This is a genomic window from Paenibacillus sp. 1_12, assembly GCF_900114475.1.
GTDB lineage: Bacteria > Bacillota > Bacilli > Paenibacillales > NBRC-103111 > Paenibacillus_S.
The window spans coordinates 129948-148395 of sequence record NZ_FOTE01000012.1; the positions used below are offsets into that span (position 1 = coordinate 129948).

The window sequence follows — 18448 nt, forward strand, 5'->3', positions numbered from 1 at the left end:
ATGTCATGGATTACGATTCATTAAGTTGACTATACCCTAATTATATAAACGCAATGTAAACGACCATTCCAAGTTCGGAGAAATGGATACCTTTTGATTAAAAAAGGGCATCCACGGGTAATAGTATCTTGAGCATAATGATCTATCCAATCAAACTTACGAGGAGTGATTAAGATGGATAACAACGTATTTAAAGGAAAATGGAAGCAAATCAAGGGTGAAACCCAGAAGCAATGGGGGAAGCTGACGAATGATGATATGGACGTTATTGATGGTGAACGTGAGAAGCTGATCGGCAAAATCCAAGAACGATACGGTTATGAAAAAGATCGCGCGGAGAAGGAATACCATGAGTGGTCCTCCAGCTATGATTCCAAAACGACTGTGTAGCTGCGATTAGAAAAAGTTATTTTGTAAGCATGTGCCACAATACAAACAAGGATCGCTCCAATGGGGCGATCCTTGTTTATATGTTGAGTAAGCGTTGAGATTAACACCATCTTATCGAAGACTACGAAATCTGAACACCTTTTTTGAGCGATTTGAAGTTACTGTTCGTGTTGGACAGCATAGGCAGCATTCTCATGCCGCTGATCATAGGGGCTTGACACGAGCTGCAGATCGGAGCCGATTCGAACGCGAAATTATCTCGCATCCATCCCATACAGGATTCATTCTCGCATGACCAAACCGCGGTATTTTCCAAAGGGATATCCTCAGTCGATTTTTTCCGAAAATACATGATGAGCCTCCTCAATGATCTCAAAAAAAATCTGCCCCCAACGTAGGTTAAGGGCAGCTTGTAAAGCTTTTTAAATTACAATTTTACAACGTTCTCAGCTTGTGGTCCACGGTTGCCTTGAACAACGTTGAATTCTACTTGTTGACCTTCGTCCAAAGACTTGAAGCCTTCGCCAGTGATTGCGGAGAAATGTACGAATACATCGTTTCCACCTTCAACTTCGATAAAACCAAATCCTTTTTCTGCGTTAAACCATTTAACTGTACCTGTTTGTGCCATGTGTAATGACCTCCAAAATTTTATTAACATGCTGTTTTTATTTATTACCACAAATAAAAAATTCACACATTACAAAAGGTTCCATCGAGCATGATAACCCTTTGCAATATGTGAATATTGGTTACGGATTCTTTATTGACTTCATCTTACCACACATAATTAAGGATAGCAAGTTGTAGCGAACGATTTAACAAATATAGTTATTTCCAGCTCTGATTTCATCATTATGCAGGGGCAGCAAGCCGCCCCTGCCCCATACAGTATTACTGCTCACACTGTCTGAATTGGATTTATCGAGTAGTCATATCGAAGCCAGCAGCTCTCCCTGCTGAATCTGGTACATTTGATAATATTTGCCGCGCTCACTCATTAGGCTATCATGAGACCCACGCTCAACGATCTGTCCACGATCCAATACGAGAATTAAATCGGCGCTTTTGATCGTTGATAATCGATGGGCGATCACGAAGGTCGTGCGGCCTTTTTTCACCACTTCCAACGCTTCTTGAATCACAGTCTCCGTTTCGGTGTCAATGTTGGAGGTCGCTTCATCCAAAATTAGAATGGCCGGATTGAACGCCAGCGCGCGGGCAAACGAGATCAACTGCCGCTGCCCAGAGGAAAGCGTGCTGCCTTTTTCAATGACAGGTTCGTCAATGCCATGAGGTAAATGCTGAAGCAGCCGATCGGCACCAACAGCCTCAAGTGCCGCTATCACCCGCTGTCTCGAGATTGCCGGATCATTCAAAGACACATTAGACGCTATCGTTCCGGTAAACAGGTACGAATCCTGCAGCACGATGCCCATATGCTCGCGCAGTGTCTGCTGCGGCAGGCGGTTTATGTCCATACCATCTATCGTGATGCTGCCCTTCCCCGCATTATAGAAACGGAACAACAAGTTCATGATCGAGCTTTTCCCGGAGCCGGTATGCCCAACGAACGCCACCGTCTGCCCCTGCATCGCTTCGAACGATATACCCTTTAATACATATTCATTTTCCTTGTAGGCGAACCATACATCGTTAAACTGCACATGACCCTGATAACGGTCCATTTTACCGTCGGCTACGTCCGTTCCTTCTACATCCAGCAGCTCGAACACCCGCTCCGCCGATACTAGGGCTGTCTCCAGATTAGGCAGTTGATTCACGATATTGACAATCGGATTGAACAATCGATTCAAGTAATCCACGAATGCATACATCACCCCAAGCGTGATCACATGCTCCGGCCCACTTAAGGACATCCCGCCGAAATACCAAATGAGAGAGAGAAACGCCAAGTTGCGGAGAACCCCGACCAAATTATGTCCAGTCATTGAGTTGAGGCTAAGCAGCTTGTTTTGATACTTATATAACTCCGTGTTGAACGCTTCAAACTCGCCGCTCATCTTTTTTTCCTTGCGAAAAGCTTTAATAATCGGCATTCCCTGTATCGATTCATTCACGATCCCGTTAATCTCGCTGACCGCTGCACGGATAATTCGGTTGTAACGCTTGGCAAACTTGCCATACACGTAAATCCACAGTACAAGCAGCGGCAAGATAAACAAACAAATCGCGGCCAGCCGTACGTCCAGCAGGAACAGTGCCAAAAAAATACCAGCCATATAAATCGTTCCTGTAAAAAAGTTGGCCAGCACCGTCACATACAGCTCGCGGATTGCCTCCGTATCATTCGTGACGCGCGATACGACCTTGCCTGCGGGCAGATTATCAAAATAACGAATCGGCAATCGATTAATTTGACCGAACACATCCGTACGCATACGGCGAATGATCCGGTTGGCCGAAGCTTGCAGGAAATAACGCTGTCCATAAGAGAACAAAGCCGATACCAGAAGCAAACCGAGATAAAACACGCATAAGCGAATCAATCCGCTGAATTCCGGCTCGAAGAATCGGACAAGCTCCCCGGTATTCAGCCTTTTCGCAGGGTAGGTACTGACATTCATACCGCTGTCTATGGAGATCTTCCCTTCATTCGTGATGCTTCGCAGCCCGTCTGACTTGATCGGCTCTGCTATAAAGTAGTAATCCTTGCCGACCTGCAGCACTCGTACCTCGCCGCCATGCGCTTCATTTGCTGCAAAGTGATCGGCCCTTTTGTACAAAACGCCTTCAAGAGCAACGGTATACGGTCCGTCAGCTCCCGCTGTATACCAAGGCTTGCTGATGCCGGAAATATGCACATCGATGATCCGTTTGGCTATGAAGGGTCCTGCGAGATCGGTGCCTACGGCGACCGACAGCATAATCAGCGCCATCAGCAGCTGCTTTTTGTAATGAAATGCATAAGCGATAAGCCTTCGGATCGTCGCTGTTTTACTGCCCTTGGGCGGTTCGTTGTCCAGCTCCAGCAGAAGATCAGTCCCTTCCAGCTGCTGTTTATCCTTGATGGGAGGTTTTGTCGGGCGCTTCTCAGCGCCGTCAGCTAACACTCCCCGATCGGCTAGTTGAGAGGGTTCCGCTTCTTGCTGAACCGGTCTCCGCTCCGGATTTTTATTGGTATTTATTTTCTTTCCCTTGCTTTCCTTGTCCAAGCTCATCTTGATCACCCGCCTTCGGTTCCTTCGGCTTCGAACTGCTGCCGTTCATACTGCTCTTGATACCAGCCCTTCAGCTGCATCAGTTGTTCATGTGTGCCTTGCTCGATGATTCGTCCTGCGTCCAGCACCAAGATCCATTCGGCATGCCGTATGACCGATAATCGATGGGTCGCAATAATCGTCGTCTGATCTGCCCTCAATGAACGGACGTTGGAGATAATCTCCGCCTCGGTCCGTGCATCCACAGCAGACAGAGCATCGTCCAGCATCAGAATAGGCGGATTCTTAATAAGTGCCCTGGCAATGGATACACGCTGCTTCTGTCCACCGGATAGAGCAACTCCCTTTTCCCCAACCAGCGTCTCCAGACCATTCGGCAAATAGGCCAAATCCTTGCTGAGTGCCGCTGCACGGAGTGCACGATCCAGCTCCTCTTCCGCAGTATCATTACCAAAGCAAATATTATTGCGAATCGTTCTGGAAAATAAAAAGGGCTCCTGCGGTACATATCCGTACCATGACTTCAACCGATCCATATCCAACTGCTCGATGGGTACACCCGAGATCGAGATAGTCCCCTGTCCGGAAGGATATTCCCGCAGCAGCTGCTTGATGAGCGTGGTTTTGCCGCTGCCAGTGCGCCCTGCAATCCCCAGTGTGCTGCCCTGCTTCAAAATAAAGGAGACATCACTTAAATTGTCAGATAATGAAGATGGATACCGAAAGGTCACGTGGTTGAATTCAATTTGTGCAGGCTGCTCAACCACCGTGGTCTCACTCACCGAAGGCTCAGGCACATCCGGCTTGTAGCCCAGCGTTTCATGCACACGATCGAGCGAAGCATTACCCCGCTGCATAATATTGATCAGCTCACCGACGGCAAACATCGGCCAAATCAGCATCCCAAGATAGACGTTGAAAGATACCAAACCGCCTATGGTCAGCTCATTGTGGTAAACCAGATAGGCACCATATCCCAGCCCGATGAGGTAGCTGGCTCCTACCAATATTTTAATCGTCGGTTCAAATAAAGCGTCAATACGGGCAACTGCCAAATTTTTATCCAGCACATCCTGTGTAATATCGGCAAAATCACGCTCTGCCGCTCGCTCCTGTGTATACGCACGGATCACGCGGATACCCGAAATCGTTTCCAGCACCTCATCATTCATGTGGCCAAAAGCATTTTGCGCGTCCATAAATCGTTGATGAATCCACTTCCCATACAAGCTGACCAGTATCGCCATAATTGGCAGCGGGATAATCGAGGCCAACGTCAGCTTCCACGAAACAAACACGGTCATCGTCACAAGCAGGGTCGCCATCCACAGTGTGGAATCAATAAATGTTAAGATCCCGAACCCGGCCGTTTGTGCGACGGCTTTCAAATCGTTGGTCGTACGTGCCATCAGGTCCCCAGTCCGGTTCCGTTCATAGAACGTCGGTGTCATTTTCAGAAAATGACTCATTAGCCTTGACCTCATCATTCGCTCGACCACAAAAGAACCGCCAAACAGCTTATAATGCCAAAAATAAGACAGTACATAAACGCCTACCAAAATACTCGCCAGTTGAAGCAGCGTCATCGTAATTCCTTGCCATGTCACTTGTCCGAGCTGAATCAGGTCCACCGTACGCCCGACCAGCATCGGTGGAATAATTTCCAGAATACCCGCCATGGTAAGCAGGATAATCGCCACGGTATACCGCCTGCGCTCCAGCTTAAAAAACCATCCCAGCTTGTGCAGCACATCAATCATAGGTCACTCTCCTATCTCAAAATACAAAAAAACACACCGCTCGGATGCGATGTGCCTTATATCATAAAGGCCCATGCCACGAGAAACGTGACATGAGCCTTGGATTCATTAGCAATACCCCACGTAGGGCTAACTGCGTATCAAGCATCCAAAGGTCAGGGAGGCCACGTCATCAACTATGAAATTAAGAACAAATCTGTGATTCCCGAAATGGTGATGCATTGTGCTTGTATTCATGTTATTCATCGTAGATTCCTCCTTTTCTAGAACTATTAGGGATGCATGAAGTGTTACAGATTCAAATAAGATCGATTGGATATAGTGTAAGTTAACATGGTGCGTAAGATGCTGTCAATCATTTTTCATGGAAATTTTAACTATAATTGTTCTTTATCGTAAGCATATTTATGGCAAATCTGCTATCCCGTCGTCGAGCCGAAGCACTGTATAATGCCTCCATTCCTCTGGGAGCAGGCGTTGATACTGGGGTTGAAGGTAGCGATCATCCACCAGCATAAGCAGACCGCGGTCCTGCTCCGAGCGGATCAATCTGCCTCCGGCCTGCAGCACCTTATTCATACCTGGAAACACATAAGCATAATCATAGCCATGAAGACCCGATGCATTAAAATAATCCTTGATGATATTGCGTTCCAGACCAAGCTGTGGCAGTCCAACGCCAACGACCACAACGCCTGTTAAACGATCTCCGACCAAATCGATCCCTTCCGAGAAGATCCCGCCCATTACAGCAAATCCCGCAAAGGCTTCCCGATTATTGGCAACAAATGCGCCCAGAAAGCTATCGCGATCTTCCTCCATCATGTCCGCCCGCTGCAGAAGTGTCTTTTTATGTGGCGCCAAAGCAGTAAAAGCCTCATATACCACATTCATATAAGCATAAGAAGGGAAAAAATACAGGTAATTACCCGGTCTCGTATCCATCAGCTGGCTTAGCATCTGTGTAAGCGGTCCTATCGAACGCTCACGATCCTGATACCTGGTGGAGAGTGGTTGAATAACTACATCCAGCTGCTCTCTCGAAAATGGGGACGGGATCGACACCGTATAATCATCCTCTCCCGCTCCCAGCATCCTCATAAAATAAGCGAATGGAGCCAGCGTAGCCGAGAAAAAAATATGGGAACGGTAGCCCTTACCCATCTGCTGCAGCAGGTAAGACGGGTCCAGGCAGAACAGCTTGATCTCTACCTCGCTTTTCGTACATTCGGAGTAGGTCACGTACCGTTCATCATACAGCTTCGCAATCCGTACAAAGCTCTGAGCAGCAAAATAGGTGTCGAGCAGCAGCATATGGGTCGGCTTCCCTCCATGGACGGCCAGCTCCTTTTCAGCTTGGACGATAAAACTTTCCAGCACATCCAGCAGCCCCTGCGGAGGCTCCTCGGTAATCCGAACAGGCTCTGGGCTTTGCTTTCTTAAAGAGATGAACTGCTCATTGACGGCTTTCGCCGCTTTGCTGACGCTCAGACTCAGTACTTTGAATTCGCGCTGAACGTTCAAAAAGTCCGATTTATGCAGCACAGCGGAAAACATTTCACGCGCCCTATCCACCAAATTGTGAGCTTCATCGACAAGAATTGCCGTCTGCTTCTTCTGTTCGGCGAGCAGCCTTTTCAAGGATATACGCGGGTCAAACACATAGTTGTAATCGCAGATGATCACATCAGCTGCATAAGCCGCATCGAGCGACATTTCAAAAGGACATACCCGATGCTTACGGGCATACTGCTCGATGACGGGCCGATTAATCAGCGTTTCCTGCGATAACAAATCGAGCAGCGCGCCATTAATCCGGTCATAATAGCCATCCGCATACTCGCAATGCTCCTTCGTGCATCTGACTTCATCCTTGAAGCATATTTTATCTTTGGCGGTCAGGGTCACCGTATGTATGTGCAGCCCCGACGCTTGCATGAGTGAAAAGGATTCCTCCGCTGCCGTTCTAGTAGTCGTTCTCGCGGTTACATAAAAAATACGCTGCAATAGCCCTTTGCCCATCGCTTTGACCGCAGGAAAAATCGTCGATATCGTCTTCCCTGTACCTGTAGGCGCTTTGGCGAACAGCTTGCCGCCTGTTTCTATCGATTGATACACCGCACCTGCCAGCTTGCGCTGTCCTTCACGGTAAGCCTCGAAAGGAAATTTTAGCTCATGGATACGGCTGTCCCTTTGCCTTATATGCGTTTGCAGCATTTGCGCGTAGGGGGCATACTGCCGGATCATCTCCTGCATATGCAGCTCCAGTTCTGCCAACGTTGCTTCTTGCACGAACCGCTTCTGCTGCTCGGTGTCTACCTGCATGTAGGTAAGCTGCACGCGCATCCGTTCAAGTCCCTGCGCCTGCGCATACATGTAGGCATAACATTTGGCCTGCGCCCAGTGGACCGGGTACATATCCTCGGTAATCAGCTCAATAGGCATCGACGTCGATTTAATTTCATCAATCGTGTATGCTGCAGTGCATGCAGCAGCCTCCGACAGCAGCAGCCCGTCACACCGTCCATCAATGACAAACAAGAGATCGCCATAAGGGATCTCCGTTGTCAGGTACACTTCCTTCAAGTCCTGCTCGCCATACTGCTTCTGAATGTTTTGATGGGCCTTGGTGCCTTCGGTCAGCGTGGTTACCGTCCGGAACCCCGATTCGATACTCCCGCTGCGACATACATATTCAACCAGGGCCCGTACTGCTATTTGTATGGTCGATACTTCGGTTTTATTGGATATAGCCATTGTAGTAACGGCTTCTGAAATTGTTGGCTTCATGGGTGTTGTGGGCTGGGTTGGTTCGTTCCCTTGCATCGTATCACCTATCCGTTGATCAGGAATATCGGTTCCAAGTAAACATCTATTCCGACTATACCATACATACGTTCCCATTCATAGCTGTGTTATGATAGCTTATATAACGCATCCTACGACTGTGTTCAAGTAAAAGGAGCTGCCGCGGCAGCTCCTTTTCGAATACATACAATGGTTGTTATTTGGTCGCTTATCCGAGCAGCTTTTGTCCTGGCTTCCAGTTGGCAGGGCATAAGCCACCAGCTTGCAAAGCTTGCAAGATACGGAGCGTTTCCTCCACACTGCGGCCCACGTTCATGTCGGTCACGACCTGATAACGCAAAATGCCTTCAGGGTCAATGATGAACAATCCACGGTGTGCAGAGCCTGTGGCTTCGTCAAGAATACCGTAGGCGCGTGCGGTTTCTTTTGTAAAGTCGGAGGCAATCGGGTATTGAATACTGCCGATGCCGCTTTGATCGCGCGGCGTTTGAATCCAGGCACGGTGTGTGTACACACTATCCACAGATGCGCCTACAATCTCGCAATCCAGCTCACGGAACGCTTCTGCATGATCACTAAAGGCGATAATTTCGGTCGGACATACGTAAGTGAAATCATACGGCCAGAAAAAGAACAGCAGCCATTTGCCTGCATAATCCTCTAAAGCTACATTTTCCTCAAGAGTAGATAAATTTTTGGTGGAAGGTAAGTTAAAGGTAGGAGCCTTTTCCCCAATTTTGGCTTGGGCTGCTACTGGAAGTTGTTGTGTTTGTATTGTCATTAGATGTTCCTCCTGATGGTTAATTTGGGTTATATAGTGGGCGGTGCGCCAGCTTATTCTCCGGCTAACGCTTTTTTGATTCGTGTTGTGTTCATCCCGAGAATTCGGTGCTCCCCGATGACGGTTACGGGTATGGAGCTCATCCCCATATTTTGCAATTCGTCTGCATATTGGTCGTTAGTTTCGACATTACGTTCTTCAAAAACGACATTTTGCTCGGTTAAATATTTCTTGAGCTGTGTGCAATAGGGACAATGGTTACCAGTATAGACAATGACGTTCGCTGTAGCTGTGGACATCGTATTCACTCCTTGGATGGGGTTTCGATCAACCCTTTATTGAATTTAGACTAAGTTTAAAAACTTGCTAAAAAAAGAATACCATTCAAGCAAGATGACTGCATGAAGGTATAATGAAGGTATCGTGAAGGTTTCATGAAGAGCTTAATCGGTCAATCGGTAGCCTACACCTCGAACGGTTACAATATATTGCGGCTGCTTCGGATCGTCGCCCAGCTTGTGCCGCAAGCTTTTAATATGCGCATCCACGGTATTGCTGCCTCCGAAATATTGATCTCCCCATACAAGATCCATCATCGTTTGCCGTGAAAGCACACTGCCGTCAGCACTGAGCAGCACCTTCAGCAAATCGAACTCGGTTTTGGTCAAATCGATCCGAACATCTCCAAGGGATACAGTCATCCGTTTCAAATCCATCCGGATATCCTTGTGCTGCAATTGATCTGTGCCTCCGAATACAGGACGGCTGCTAGGGGCATCGAACGATTGAATACGATCCACCAGTACCTCCATCGATGAAGGCCAAACAATGAAATCACTCCCTACCTGACTCGACGGCGTTCCTTCACTGACCAGAGACAGCATCGGAATGTCGCGCGCACGTAATTGTTGAATCTCTTCCCCCGTCATCCTGCCCCGCGTCTGATCAAGCAGCAGCAGGTCACCTTGCAGCAGGCTAAGTGCAGAATCATCGGCATGATGAAACAAGAGGACATCATAACAGCGAATCGTTAATTCGCCCACTAGGTTATGCAGCGAGGCAGGCCATGGACTGATGATCATGATTCTTCGAGTGGTGTCGCAAAAGTCACCATCCTGCGGGTAGTCTGCTGGGGCAGATTGCGGTGGGATGAGCTGCGGACTTAGACTCAATGCATCGGTTTGGTTGATTTTTTGCATGCCGCGCACACTCCTTTAAACAAATATTGCTGCTCTTGTATCGTATAACCGGTCTCTTCCGCTACACGATGCAGCCATTCCTGCGGTGCTTCGGTGAATACTTCATCGACCCGGCCACAGGAAATGCAGACGATATGCTGATGATCCTCGGTTCGTGCATCGTATCGGCTGGAGTCGCCATCCAGCTTCAGCTCGCGAATCATCCCTTCCTCCGTCAAATAGCGGAGTGAATTATATACCGTCGCATAGGCAAACTGACAGCCGCGCTCCTTTAGTCTTTCCATCACATCAGCCGCAGTCGGATGATCAGTTGCCATCGATACGATATCCAAAATCGTTTTGCGCTGTACGGTCAACGTTCCTTTTCGTGTCATTGTCATCTCACCCTCTATTTTTATATTTAGATTAAGTTTAAATATAAATACGAGGGAAGTCAATACTTCGTGCAGATGGGCGCTAATAACAAATAACAAAAAGTAATAATCCTATGATGTTCAACTTATGCTTCAGCTTTCTGATCCTTTTTCTCCAATGCACGACTCCAGCCTGTCAAAAGCATAGCTGCAAAAACCATCAGTCCGCCTATCCAGGCTGTGTGAATAAGTCCGATAGAATCGGCGATCATCCCTCCCAAGAAGGAACCAAGCGCAATTCCCACATTAAACGCGGCTATATTGATAGCAGAGGCCACATCTACCGCACTCGGAACAAAACGTTGGGCCAGCGTCACCACATACACCTGAAGTCCTGGCACGTTCATAAAAGCGAATAATCCCATCACAAAAAGCGTAATTAAACCAGCTACCTTAAATGGAGCCGTGAACGTCAGGATCACAAGTACCACTGCTTGTACAAGAAACATATAAAATAAAGCCTGAATCGGATTACGGTTAGCAAGCTTTCCGCCAATCGTGTTCCCTATAGCTATCGCAATTCCATAGACAAGTAAAATGATTGCAACTGTTTTTGCCTGAAAGCCGGTAATCTCTTGAAGCAATGGAGACAGGTAAGTAAAGACTACGAAAGTCCCTCCATAGCCAAGAGCCGTAATAATAAACACAAGCAATAAACGCCCGTTGGTAATCAATTTCATCTGATCACGCAATGTAGTACGGGCGCCTTTTCTAATATCCGACGGAACCAGAATGGTGTTGGCCACCAAAGCAATAATTCCAATGACTACAATAATGAGAAAGGCAAATCGCCAGCCAAACTGTTGTCCAATGAAGGTACCAAAAGGGACACCTGTCACGGTCGCTACGGTAAGTCCTGTAAACATAATCGCGATCGCACTGGCTCTGCGGTTCTCCGGCACTAAATCCGCTGCAATCGTAGCGCCAATCGACATAAAAATACCATGTGCCAACGCGGCTACAACTCGGGCCGTGAGTAGAACACTAATACTGGCAGCACTAACCGCAATACCGTTGCCGATAATAAAAACGACCATAATCCATAGCAATAAGGATTTGCGTGACATCCTTGAGGTAAGCGACGTTAGAATTGGTGCTCCGAAGGTGACCCCCAATGCATATATCGAAACGGTTAATCCGGCGGTTGTCATAGAAACCTGTAAATCGGCGGCTATGAGCGGCAGCAGGCCAACACTAATAAATTCGGTCGTTCCAATCGCAAATGCACTAACCGCTAAAGCCAGCAGGGCCAGCGTACTTCTTCTTTTATCCAAGACCATTTCATAACCTCCAATTCTAGTTGTTGTTGTGGCAGCAAGACGACAAATGTTATTATGATCTATATGAGTTATAAATAAAAGTACGTACTTTTAAGTTCTATAGGCACTATAAAGTTTTATAGGTACTTAAAAGTACCTATAAATGAGGAGGATTGGGATGCTGAAAAAGAAATACAATATTTCAGTGGAAGCGACCTTGGAGGTCATAGGCGGGAAGTGGAAATGCGTAATTCTTTGCCATCTGACACATGGGAAAAAGCGCACAAGCGAATTAAAACGCCTGATGCCGGATATCACACAAAAAATGCTCACCCAGCAATTACGGGAGTTAGAGGATGATGGGGTTATTAATCGAATTATTTATCATCAAATTCCCCCAAAGGTGGAATATGAACTCAGTGAATATGGATGGAGTCTGGATAGCATATTAAGCGCATTATGCGCATGGGGAGATATTCATATTACCAAAATATACGGGGATAAGTCGGCTGTATTAGAGGATAATATATTAAATAAATAATTTATAAATAGAAAACCACTCCGAATCTGAAGTACCCAATTGTTAGTTGTGTCTAACAATTAGGGTCGCTTCAATCATGGAGTGGTTTTGTGCTCATACCGAAGTCTTGCTCCGTCTCGTTCTTCTGATCATTTACATCATCATTTACACCAACTTATCCTTCGCTAATCGACCTTGAGTCTATAGCTTCATAACGAACCTTATTGTGCTCTGCGGGAGCGCCTTAGCATATACACAACGACACAGATAACAAGCAGCAGCACGATCCCGACAATTGCAAACGTCATAGCGCTACTTGATGACGACTGGGTACCTGTTCCCTCCACTGCTCCGGTTCCACTGCTGTGATCTTGCGGTGAAGAGCTGCCTGGCATAGTTGCTGTTGGTGTTTCCACTTTAGGCACAGTCGGGGTCACCGATCCCACGGCTCCTCCTGGTGCCGAAGGCTGAATTGGTGTTGTCCCTGCCCCATTCGGGATTGTCTGCGGTGATGGCTTGGTAACCGGCACATTCAGACCATTCACATAGCTGCTGACAGCCTCGATGCCTTCTGCTATCCGTCCTTTTGCTGCTAATGGACTATAATGAGAAGCAATAACCCCTTGCGCATTACCCTCTTCACTGCCTGATACCGCCTTAGCGACCTGCTCATTATCATAGACCAACTGAATCGTGCCAGGCTTGTCAGTGACAACAAGCAAAAGTTGATTGGCCCCAAGCTTCCATGTGTTATATACATCATTGCCAAATTGCTGGATCGTTTCCTCATCCAAGCCTCGTGCTGTAACAACAACCAGCTCAAAGCTTTGTCCCTGCAAGGCTTGTCGTAATTGTGTGACTTGATCTGCAGTAAACAATCCGGCTGCGTCTGTCACCACTCCAGATCGTTCAGGTACATTCGCTGCGTATACCTCGTGAATTGGTGAATTGAAAAAAAAGACAAACAGTAGCATAACCAACAGTTGAATAGTTCTCATTCGGACGCCCTCCCCTTATGGTTTGCATAGCTTAAAATGTCCTTATATCCAGTATTACCACGAACATGAGGCACACAAACAATAACCCCGCCATTCATAATGGCAGGGCTGTTGTCAATACTGCAATTGTAGGGCAGATACTTTGTTGAACGGAGCCAATTCCCCCATCTACACCAGCTGCTGAATGCTTGCGCTCAGCTGCAGCGCCTCTTTATCCGTGCGATGCAGAGCATCGATTAGTTCGATTTGGAATGCACCCGGGCGATCCGGACCGGATACAGCAACGGCTGCTTCCGCAGCTACCCCATAATAAGCCAGCGCGGCAGCTGAGGCCAGAACCAGATCCGGCTCAACTGCGGCAAAAGCTCCAATAATCGAGCTTAACAGGCAGCCTGTGCCTGTCACCTTCGTTAGCAATGGTGTCCCATTGCTTACCTTATAACCGATCGTTCCATCACTAACGTAATCGTCCTTGCCGGTTACAACCACGACGCAGCCAAGAGTACGAGCCGCATGAGCGGCAAGCTCAGCCGCATTCCCGTTATCTGATTGTGCTGCATCTACACCCTTGATCGTCGATGCTTCCCCAATCACATTAGCCACTTCTGCTGCATTGCCTCTGAGTATGGAAACCTTCAGCTCTTTCATAATAAGCCGCGCTGATTCCGTGCGGTATGGGGTCGCTCCTGCTCCAACCGGGTCAAATACAACCGGAACCTGATGCGCATTCGCTGATTTGCCGGCAATAAGCATCGCACGAATCACTTTTTTATCCAATGTCCCCATATTTAATACTAAAGCTCCAGCAATCTTGGCCATATCCGCCACTTCCTGCTTGGCATAGGCCATAACTGGGGAAGCGCCAAGAGCCAGCAGCCCATTAGCGGTAAAATTTGTAACTACAACGTTCGTAATATTATGAACAAGCGGATTGTTAGTCCTCACCTTGTCCAAGATTTCACTGACCTGCTCGATATGAATGCTCAATTCCTTGTTCCTCCTTGATGGGAATGTAGGTTGGTGACGTCTGTCATGACCTTTTGGACCGACTTAGCTTCATACCCAGTATAACAGCCAGCAGCACGGATACGGCAATAATAATGAAATTAAACGCTGTTTTTGATTGAAACCATGATGGACCTGCTGTGTCTGCGTTAGCTGCTCCAGGAGCCTCGACCTGTGCCGCAAGCTTGGCAAGCACGGGATTCTCCTGCTCGATCTGTGTCCGGAAACTGGCGATATCGTAGCTTGGCTTGCTTGCACTGCTATTTCCATACATCAGTTGGTACGTCCGTCCCTCTTGGCGTTCAAACACGACCTTATCGATCACATAATCTATCTTCAAGCCAGTTAGCAGGATTGGAGCATTATCCTGGTTATTGATTTTGATCGTAAACACAGGATTCGTTATCGGATCAGCCCCGATGATCGTCGTATTTTGCAGCTGTACATCCTTAAAGTCAAGCCGGTACAGCTCCCGCTTTCCCTTAATTGCAATATCCTGTCCCTCTGCTGTCTGCACCGTATAGGAACGTCGAAAGCTTCCCTGCGCTTCCAACTGTATCGCCGTAATTCGCAGTCGGTTATCATTGCGAATCGACAACAATGTCTGTCCATGATCCTGCTTGGTGTCGTAGGGCAGCGAGGTTGTTTTTGCAAATTCCTGCCAGCTCGTTTCACGCGTATAATGAATCAGCTGCAGCTGTGGAAATACCAAATTCTCGACATTATCGATAATCTTCACACGATAATAAGCAAATTTCACTGTCTTATCGAGCACTACCGTATTTTTCTCCAATTGTTCAGTCCGATACACATAGTCTTTGTGCAGCAGCTCCCACTGATTACCGTCATAGCTCCCATAGAGCTCGAGATGCTTCAGAAAAGCTTGCTCAGGTAAGCTTAGCGCTACCCTATTCCCTTGTATATCCTTGGTTACATCTTGAGCAACAATTCGGAAATCGATGAAGGTGTCCTTATTACTTTTACCCGTATTGATCAAATTCGATGGATAGACAACCTGCTTGTCCGCGGCCTTAGCAGCGCCGCTGTCCACATAGTAAGGGACAAATTGTCCCTTATCGTTAACGATCCGCAAATCACCAAGATCCTCCCGTGCGCCTTTATACACTTCCTCATCCAGAAATAGGGCCACATATTTGCCACTCCCCTGCAGCTCAATCGATTTCGTATACCGCCAATCACTGCGGTTTGCGGGTTCGGCAGCGAAAGTGATACTGCTAAGCAGCAGGCTGCCGACCAGAGTCGCTATGACCATACCCACGATGAGACTAGGCTTAGGGAGCCAACTGCGACGGATCGTGGTGATCATTAGGCGGCACCTCCAGCTTGCTTGATACCTTTTGATAGCCATAGGAAATACCGAGCAGCACAAGACCGAAGCAGAAGTAACCTATCACCTTGCCGCCGGACGACATGAAGCTGAGATCGTAGAAGACCAGCTTGGCCGTTGCGAACAGCGTCAGCCCGAGACCGAACCTGCGAATATATACATATTTATAGCGGAAGCCATATACGATATAGCCGATAGCCAACAACAGATACAAAAAGCTGAACATCAAACTGATATCACCCAACCGAAGCTGGACGTCTAGAAGCGCAGTCGAAACCCCAAGCACATATACGCCAAGTATAACTGGATACAACTCTGAGTTCGTATACGTACGGCGTAGAGCCGCCAGCAGGAAATCACGTACGCTGAAAAATACAAGCACATGAAATCCGATCAGCAGAACCAATGCAACATAGTCGGCTGCCGTATTATCCATGTAGCTCGGCTGCAGCACAGGTTCTGCCACTGTAATTACGAGACACAGGATATACCCGACTATATACAGAAACCAGCTGAAGTATTTGACTATCCTGTCATAAAGCACTGCCGTTCGACTCAGCCCATAAGCAAGTCCAATGGTGATCATCGCTGACATAAGCAGCTCGTAAAAGTCATATTGAACCCAAGTATAGGGCACCCAATGCTCATACAGCTTATGGCACTCAACCAGCAGGTATACCCACAGATTGGCGAGTGTAAAATATTTGAAGCCTGTTAGACCATAGCGAATTAAAGGGCGCACTGAACGTAAAGGCTCTTGAAGATTTCCTTGGCCCCGATGAATGCCAATAGCATAAAACAGCATCACCAGCAGCATTCCGACGATCACAGAGCTGTATTTGATATCGAAATACTGTCCTCTGGACAGCAGCACTTCAAGCAGCACCGCATCCCACAAGTAAAAGGAACCCAGACATAGCAGGAATATGGCCCAGCCCGCTCCTTCCAGCTTATTCAAACGATTGATGCGACCGAACAGAATCAGAATGACTCCTTCGATTAGCCAGCCCATCGCCAGCCATTGAATACCCAATTGAAATGGAATCATCAGGACCGCAAAAGTCAGCGACGTTGCATAGAACAGCATCATCGTCGCCTTTTCCTGCTGCATGACTTTCTCGATAAAACGGCCCAATCCGATGTAGATCAAGCAGAAGATCAACGCCAGCAAGCCCATGTAATCCTGCAATTCAGCTTTGACCATCAGACCATACAGGACGCCGCAGCTGATTAATGTATTGAAAGCCAGCAGGCATACATCACCGATGGACAGCTTTGCTTGATATCGAAATGGATACGCCAAGGTGACACCGATATACATCGCGAAGGTCAGTATGGAATAGATCATTCCTACAGCTTCACTTGGTGCGTACAGCACCAGAGCAATCATCGAGGGCACATTAAACGCAAAGCTGATATAACTAATTATGGTCCACCGCTTACGGAACGAGACCACTAATATAACGAGGTTCAGCAGGAACAAATAACCCATCGCTGCATAGATGGCGTTCCCTTCCAGTCCAATCGCTCCAGCATACGAAAACAGCGGCAAAAAACCGCCAATCAGACCCAGTGCACAAACCGTTTGCGACTGATAGCGCAGCGATAAGAGCACGGCAGTTAATGAAACCAGCACAGACAGCGATAATCCAGCGTAAAGATCAATAATATGAAGTAAAAAATAGCTATAGAAGATCGAACCGTACAAAATCGAAATACCGCCACCCAGCAATCCGAGCGCAAAAGTTTGCTTTTGCTTGCGGAACAACCATTCTCCACCTGCCAACAGCAGCGCTCCCAGTAGGAAAAATACACTACCTTTCATATAATCATTAAACCAGGTGGAATACGTGTATCTAAAAGCCGCTCCTACCCCGAGAATAATTAACAGAATGCCAAGCTTATTGATCCAGTTCAAGCCGATTTTCATTTCAAATTGGTTCTGCTTGATTCGCTTCTGCATAACCTCTTCGCTGACTCCTTCAGCAGCAAAACGGTCAAACCCACCTTTAACATCTTGTTGGCGCTGACGCTCTTGCTCAGCCAATCGCTCGCGATGTGCAGTGATTTGCTGATTAAGCTCAGTGGAAAGCTGCTCAATCCTGCCGATAATTTCCTGCTTTTCTTCCCCCAGCTCTGAATTGGCTCGCTGCATCAATTGGTCGACATTTTTCTTGACGTCCATTTCATACGCATTCATGCGATTCATATGTGCATGATCGACGCCGGCAAAATAGGTATTGAGCTTTGCACGAGACACTTTGATCAGGTTCAGCTTTTCATCCATCATCTGCTCGTTCAGGGAAACCCGCAGCTTGGCGTTTTCCTCGTCCTTATGCCTGTACTTCTCCTGCAGCTCTGATAGACGGCTCTTGTAATCCTCGTATTGCTGACGAAGCATCTGGTTTTCATGAATCAAATCATGAGATTCGTATTCATGAATTAAAGCTTGATACTCCTTCATTAACGCAGCTTGGTTATCTTTGATCGAAACCAGCCGTTCTTTAAATTCGTCCATGAATTCCCCTCCGTTTCTCAGTGATATTCGGTTGGTTTCCATTTTACTACAATAAATCCATAAAAAAAGTACTAAATTCATGTAGTACCTCAGGCTCTAGTTCCATATGAATCCTGGATAAAGATGCCAAGTACATCGTCGATACCTTTCTGTTTTATTTGCCTTATTGAAATATTTACCACAATCCTTTCTTCCACAAACGTTATAATTAATCTTTTATAAGGAAATATGGGTTAGTGCACACTTCTTACGCTTTCACTTAGCTCG

At 47.2% G+C, this 18448-nt stretch carries 16 protein-coding genes; 2 read left to right on the top strand and 14 right to left on the bottom strand.

Annotated features, from left to right (window positions below; translation table 11 throughout):
- The first annotated feature begins 174 nt into the window (after window positions 1-174).
- Complete coding sequence (locus BM210_RS23590; RefSeq protein WP_091174205.1) at window positions 175-390, top strand: CsbD family protein; 216 nt, start codon at window positions 175-177, stop codon at window positions 388-390.
- Window positions 391-511: 121 nt separating this feature from the next.
- Here the strand turns inward: BM210_RS23590 and BM210_RS23595 are convergent, their stop codons facing one another.
- The 10 genes from BM210_RS23595 to BM210_RS23640 all read right to left on the bottom strand — a co-directional run bounded on the left by BM210_RS23595 (window position 512) and on the right by BM210_RS23640 (window position 11813).
- Entirely contained in the window at window positions 512-742 is a 231-nt protein-coding gene (locus BM210_RS23595; RefSeq protein WP_091174208.1) for a cold-shock protein, read from the bottom strand.
- A 75-nt stretch (window positions 743-817) separates the two neighbouring features.
- Window positions 818-1021 carry a cold-shock protein gene (locus tag BM210_RS23600; protein ID WP_076235817.1) on the bottom strand — a complete coding sequence of 68 codons (204 nt, stop codon included), beginning with the start codon at window positions 1019-1021 and terminating at the stop codon, window positions 818-820.
- A 301-nt stretch (window positions 1022-1322) separates the two neighbouring features.
- On the bottom strand, window positions 1323-3290 hold the full coding sequence (locus BM210_RS23605; RefSeq protein ID WP_256223975.1) for an ABC transporter ATP-binding protein: 1968 nt from the start codon (window positions 3288-3290) through the stop codon (window positions 1323-1325).
- Between the two features lie 287 nt (window positions 3291-3577).
- Window positions 3578-5332, bottom strand: coding sequence for an ABC transporter ATP-binding protein (locus BM210_RS23610; protein ID WP_091174214.1), 1755 nt, complete (start codon window positions 5330-5332; stop codon window positions 3578-3580).
- Between the two features lie 405 nt (window positions 5333-5737).
- Window positions 5738-8089: an ATP-dependent DNA helicase gene (locus BM210_RS23615; RefSeq protein WP_091174324.1), complete on the bottom strand. Its 2352-nt coding sequence runs from the start codon at window positions 8087-8089 to the stop codon at window positions 5738-5740.
- Between the two features lie 259 nt (window positions 8090-8348).
- Entirely contained in the window at window positions 8349-8921 is a 573-nt protein-coding gene (locus BM210_RS23620; protein ID WP_091174217.1) for a peroxiredoxin, read from the bottom strand.
- Window positions 8922-8974: 53 nt separating this feature from the next.
- Window positions 8975-9220, bottom strand: a complete 246-nt coding sequence (locus BM210_RS23625) for a glutaredoxin family protein (protein ID WP_091174220.1) — start codon at window positions 9218-9220, stop codon at window positions 8975-8977.
- Window positions 9221-9364: 144 nt separating this feature from the next.
- Entirely contained in the window at window positions 9365-10120 is a 756-nt protein-coding gene (locus tag BM210_RS23630) for a winged helix-turn-helix domain-containing protein (RefSeq protein ID WP_091174222.1), read from the bottom strand.
- On the bottom strand, window positions 10090-10494 hold the full coding sequence (locus BM210_RS23635) for a Fur family transcriptional regulator (RefSeq protein WP_091174225.1): 405 nt from the start codon (window positions 10492-10494) through the stop codon (window positions 10090-10092). Before BM210_RS23635 ends, BM210_RS23630 begins: the two co-directional genes overlap by 31 nt.
- A gap of 125 nt (window positions 10495-10619) precedes the next feature.
- Window positions 10620-11813: an MFS transporter gene (locus tag BM210_RS23640; protein ID WP_091174229.1), complete on the bottom strand. Its 1194-nt coding sequence runs from the start codon at window positions 11811-11813 to the stop codon at window positions 10620-10622.
- 157 nt (window positions 11814-11970) lie between these two features.
- Here BM210_RS23640 and BM210_RS23645 point away from each other — a divergent pair, with 157 nt between their 5' ends.
- The gene (locus tag BM210_RS23645; RefSeq protein ID WP_091174232.1) at window positions 11971-12333 is read left to right on the top strand and encodes a winged helix-turn-helix transcriptional regulator; all 363 of its coding nucleotides are present in this window, start codon (window positions 11971-11973) and stop codon (window positions 12331-12333) included.
- A 200-nt stretch (window positions 12334-12533) separates the two neighbouring features.
- Here the strand turns inward: BM210_RS23645 and BM210_RS23650 are convergent, their stop codons facing one another.
- From BM210_RS23650 to BM210_RS23665, 4 genes are all read right to left on the bottom strand, one after another.
- Window positions 12534-13310, bottom strand: a complete 777-nt coding sequence (locus BM210_RS23650; RefSeq protein ID WP_091174235.1) for a TPM domain-containing protein — start codon at window positions 13308-13310, stop codon at window positions 12534-12536.
- A 168-nt stretch (window positions 13311-13478) separates the two neighbouring features.
- Window positions 13479-14291 (bottom strand): hydroxyethylthiazole kinase, encoded by an 813-nt coding sequence (gene thiM, locus BM210_RS23655; protein WP_091174327.1) that lies wholly within the window; start codon window positions 14289-14291, stop codon window positions 13479-13481.
- A gap of 49 nt (window positions 14292-14340) precedes the next feature.
- Entirely contained in the window at window positions 14341-15642 is a 1302-nt protein-coding gene (locus BM210_RS23660) for a DUF3999 family protein (RefSeq protein WP_177237966.1), read from the bottom strand.
- Window positions 15608-18181, bottom strand: coding sequence for a DUF2339 domain-containing protein (locus BM210_RS23665; RefSeq protein WP_091174238.1), 2574 nt, complete (start codon window positions 18179-18181; stop codon window positions 15608-15610). Before BM210_RS23665 ends, BM210_RS23660 begins: the two co-directional genes overlap by 35 nt.
- Window positions 18182-18448: the final 267 nt, after the last annotated feature.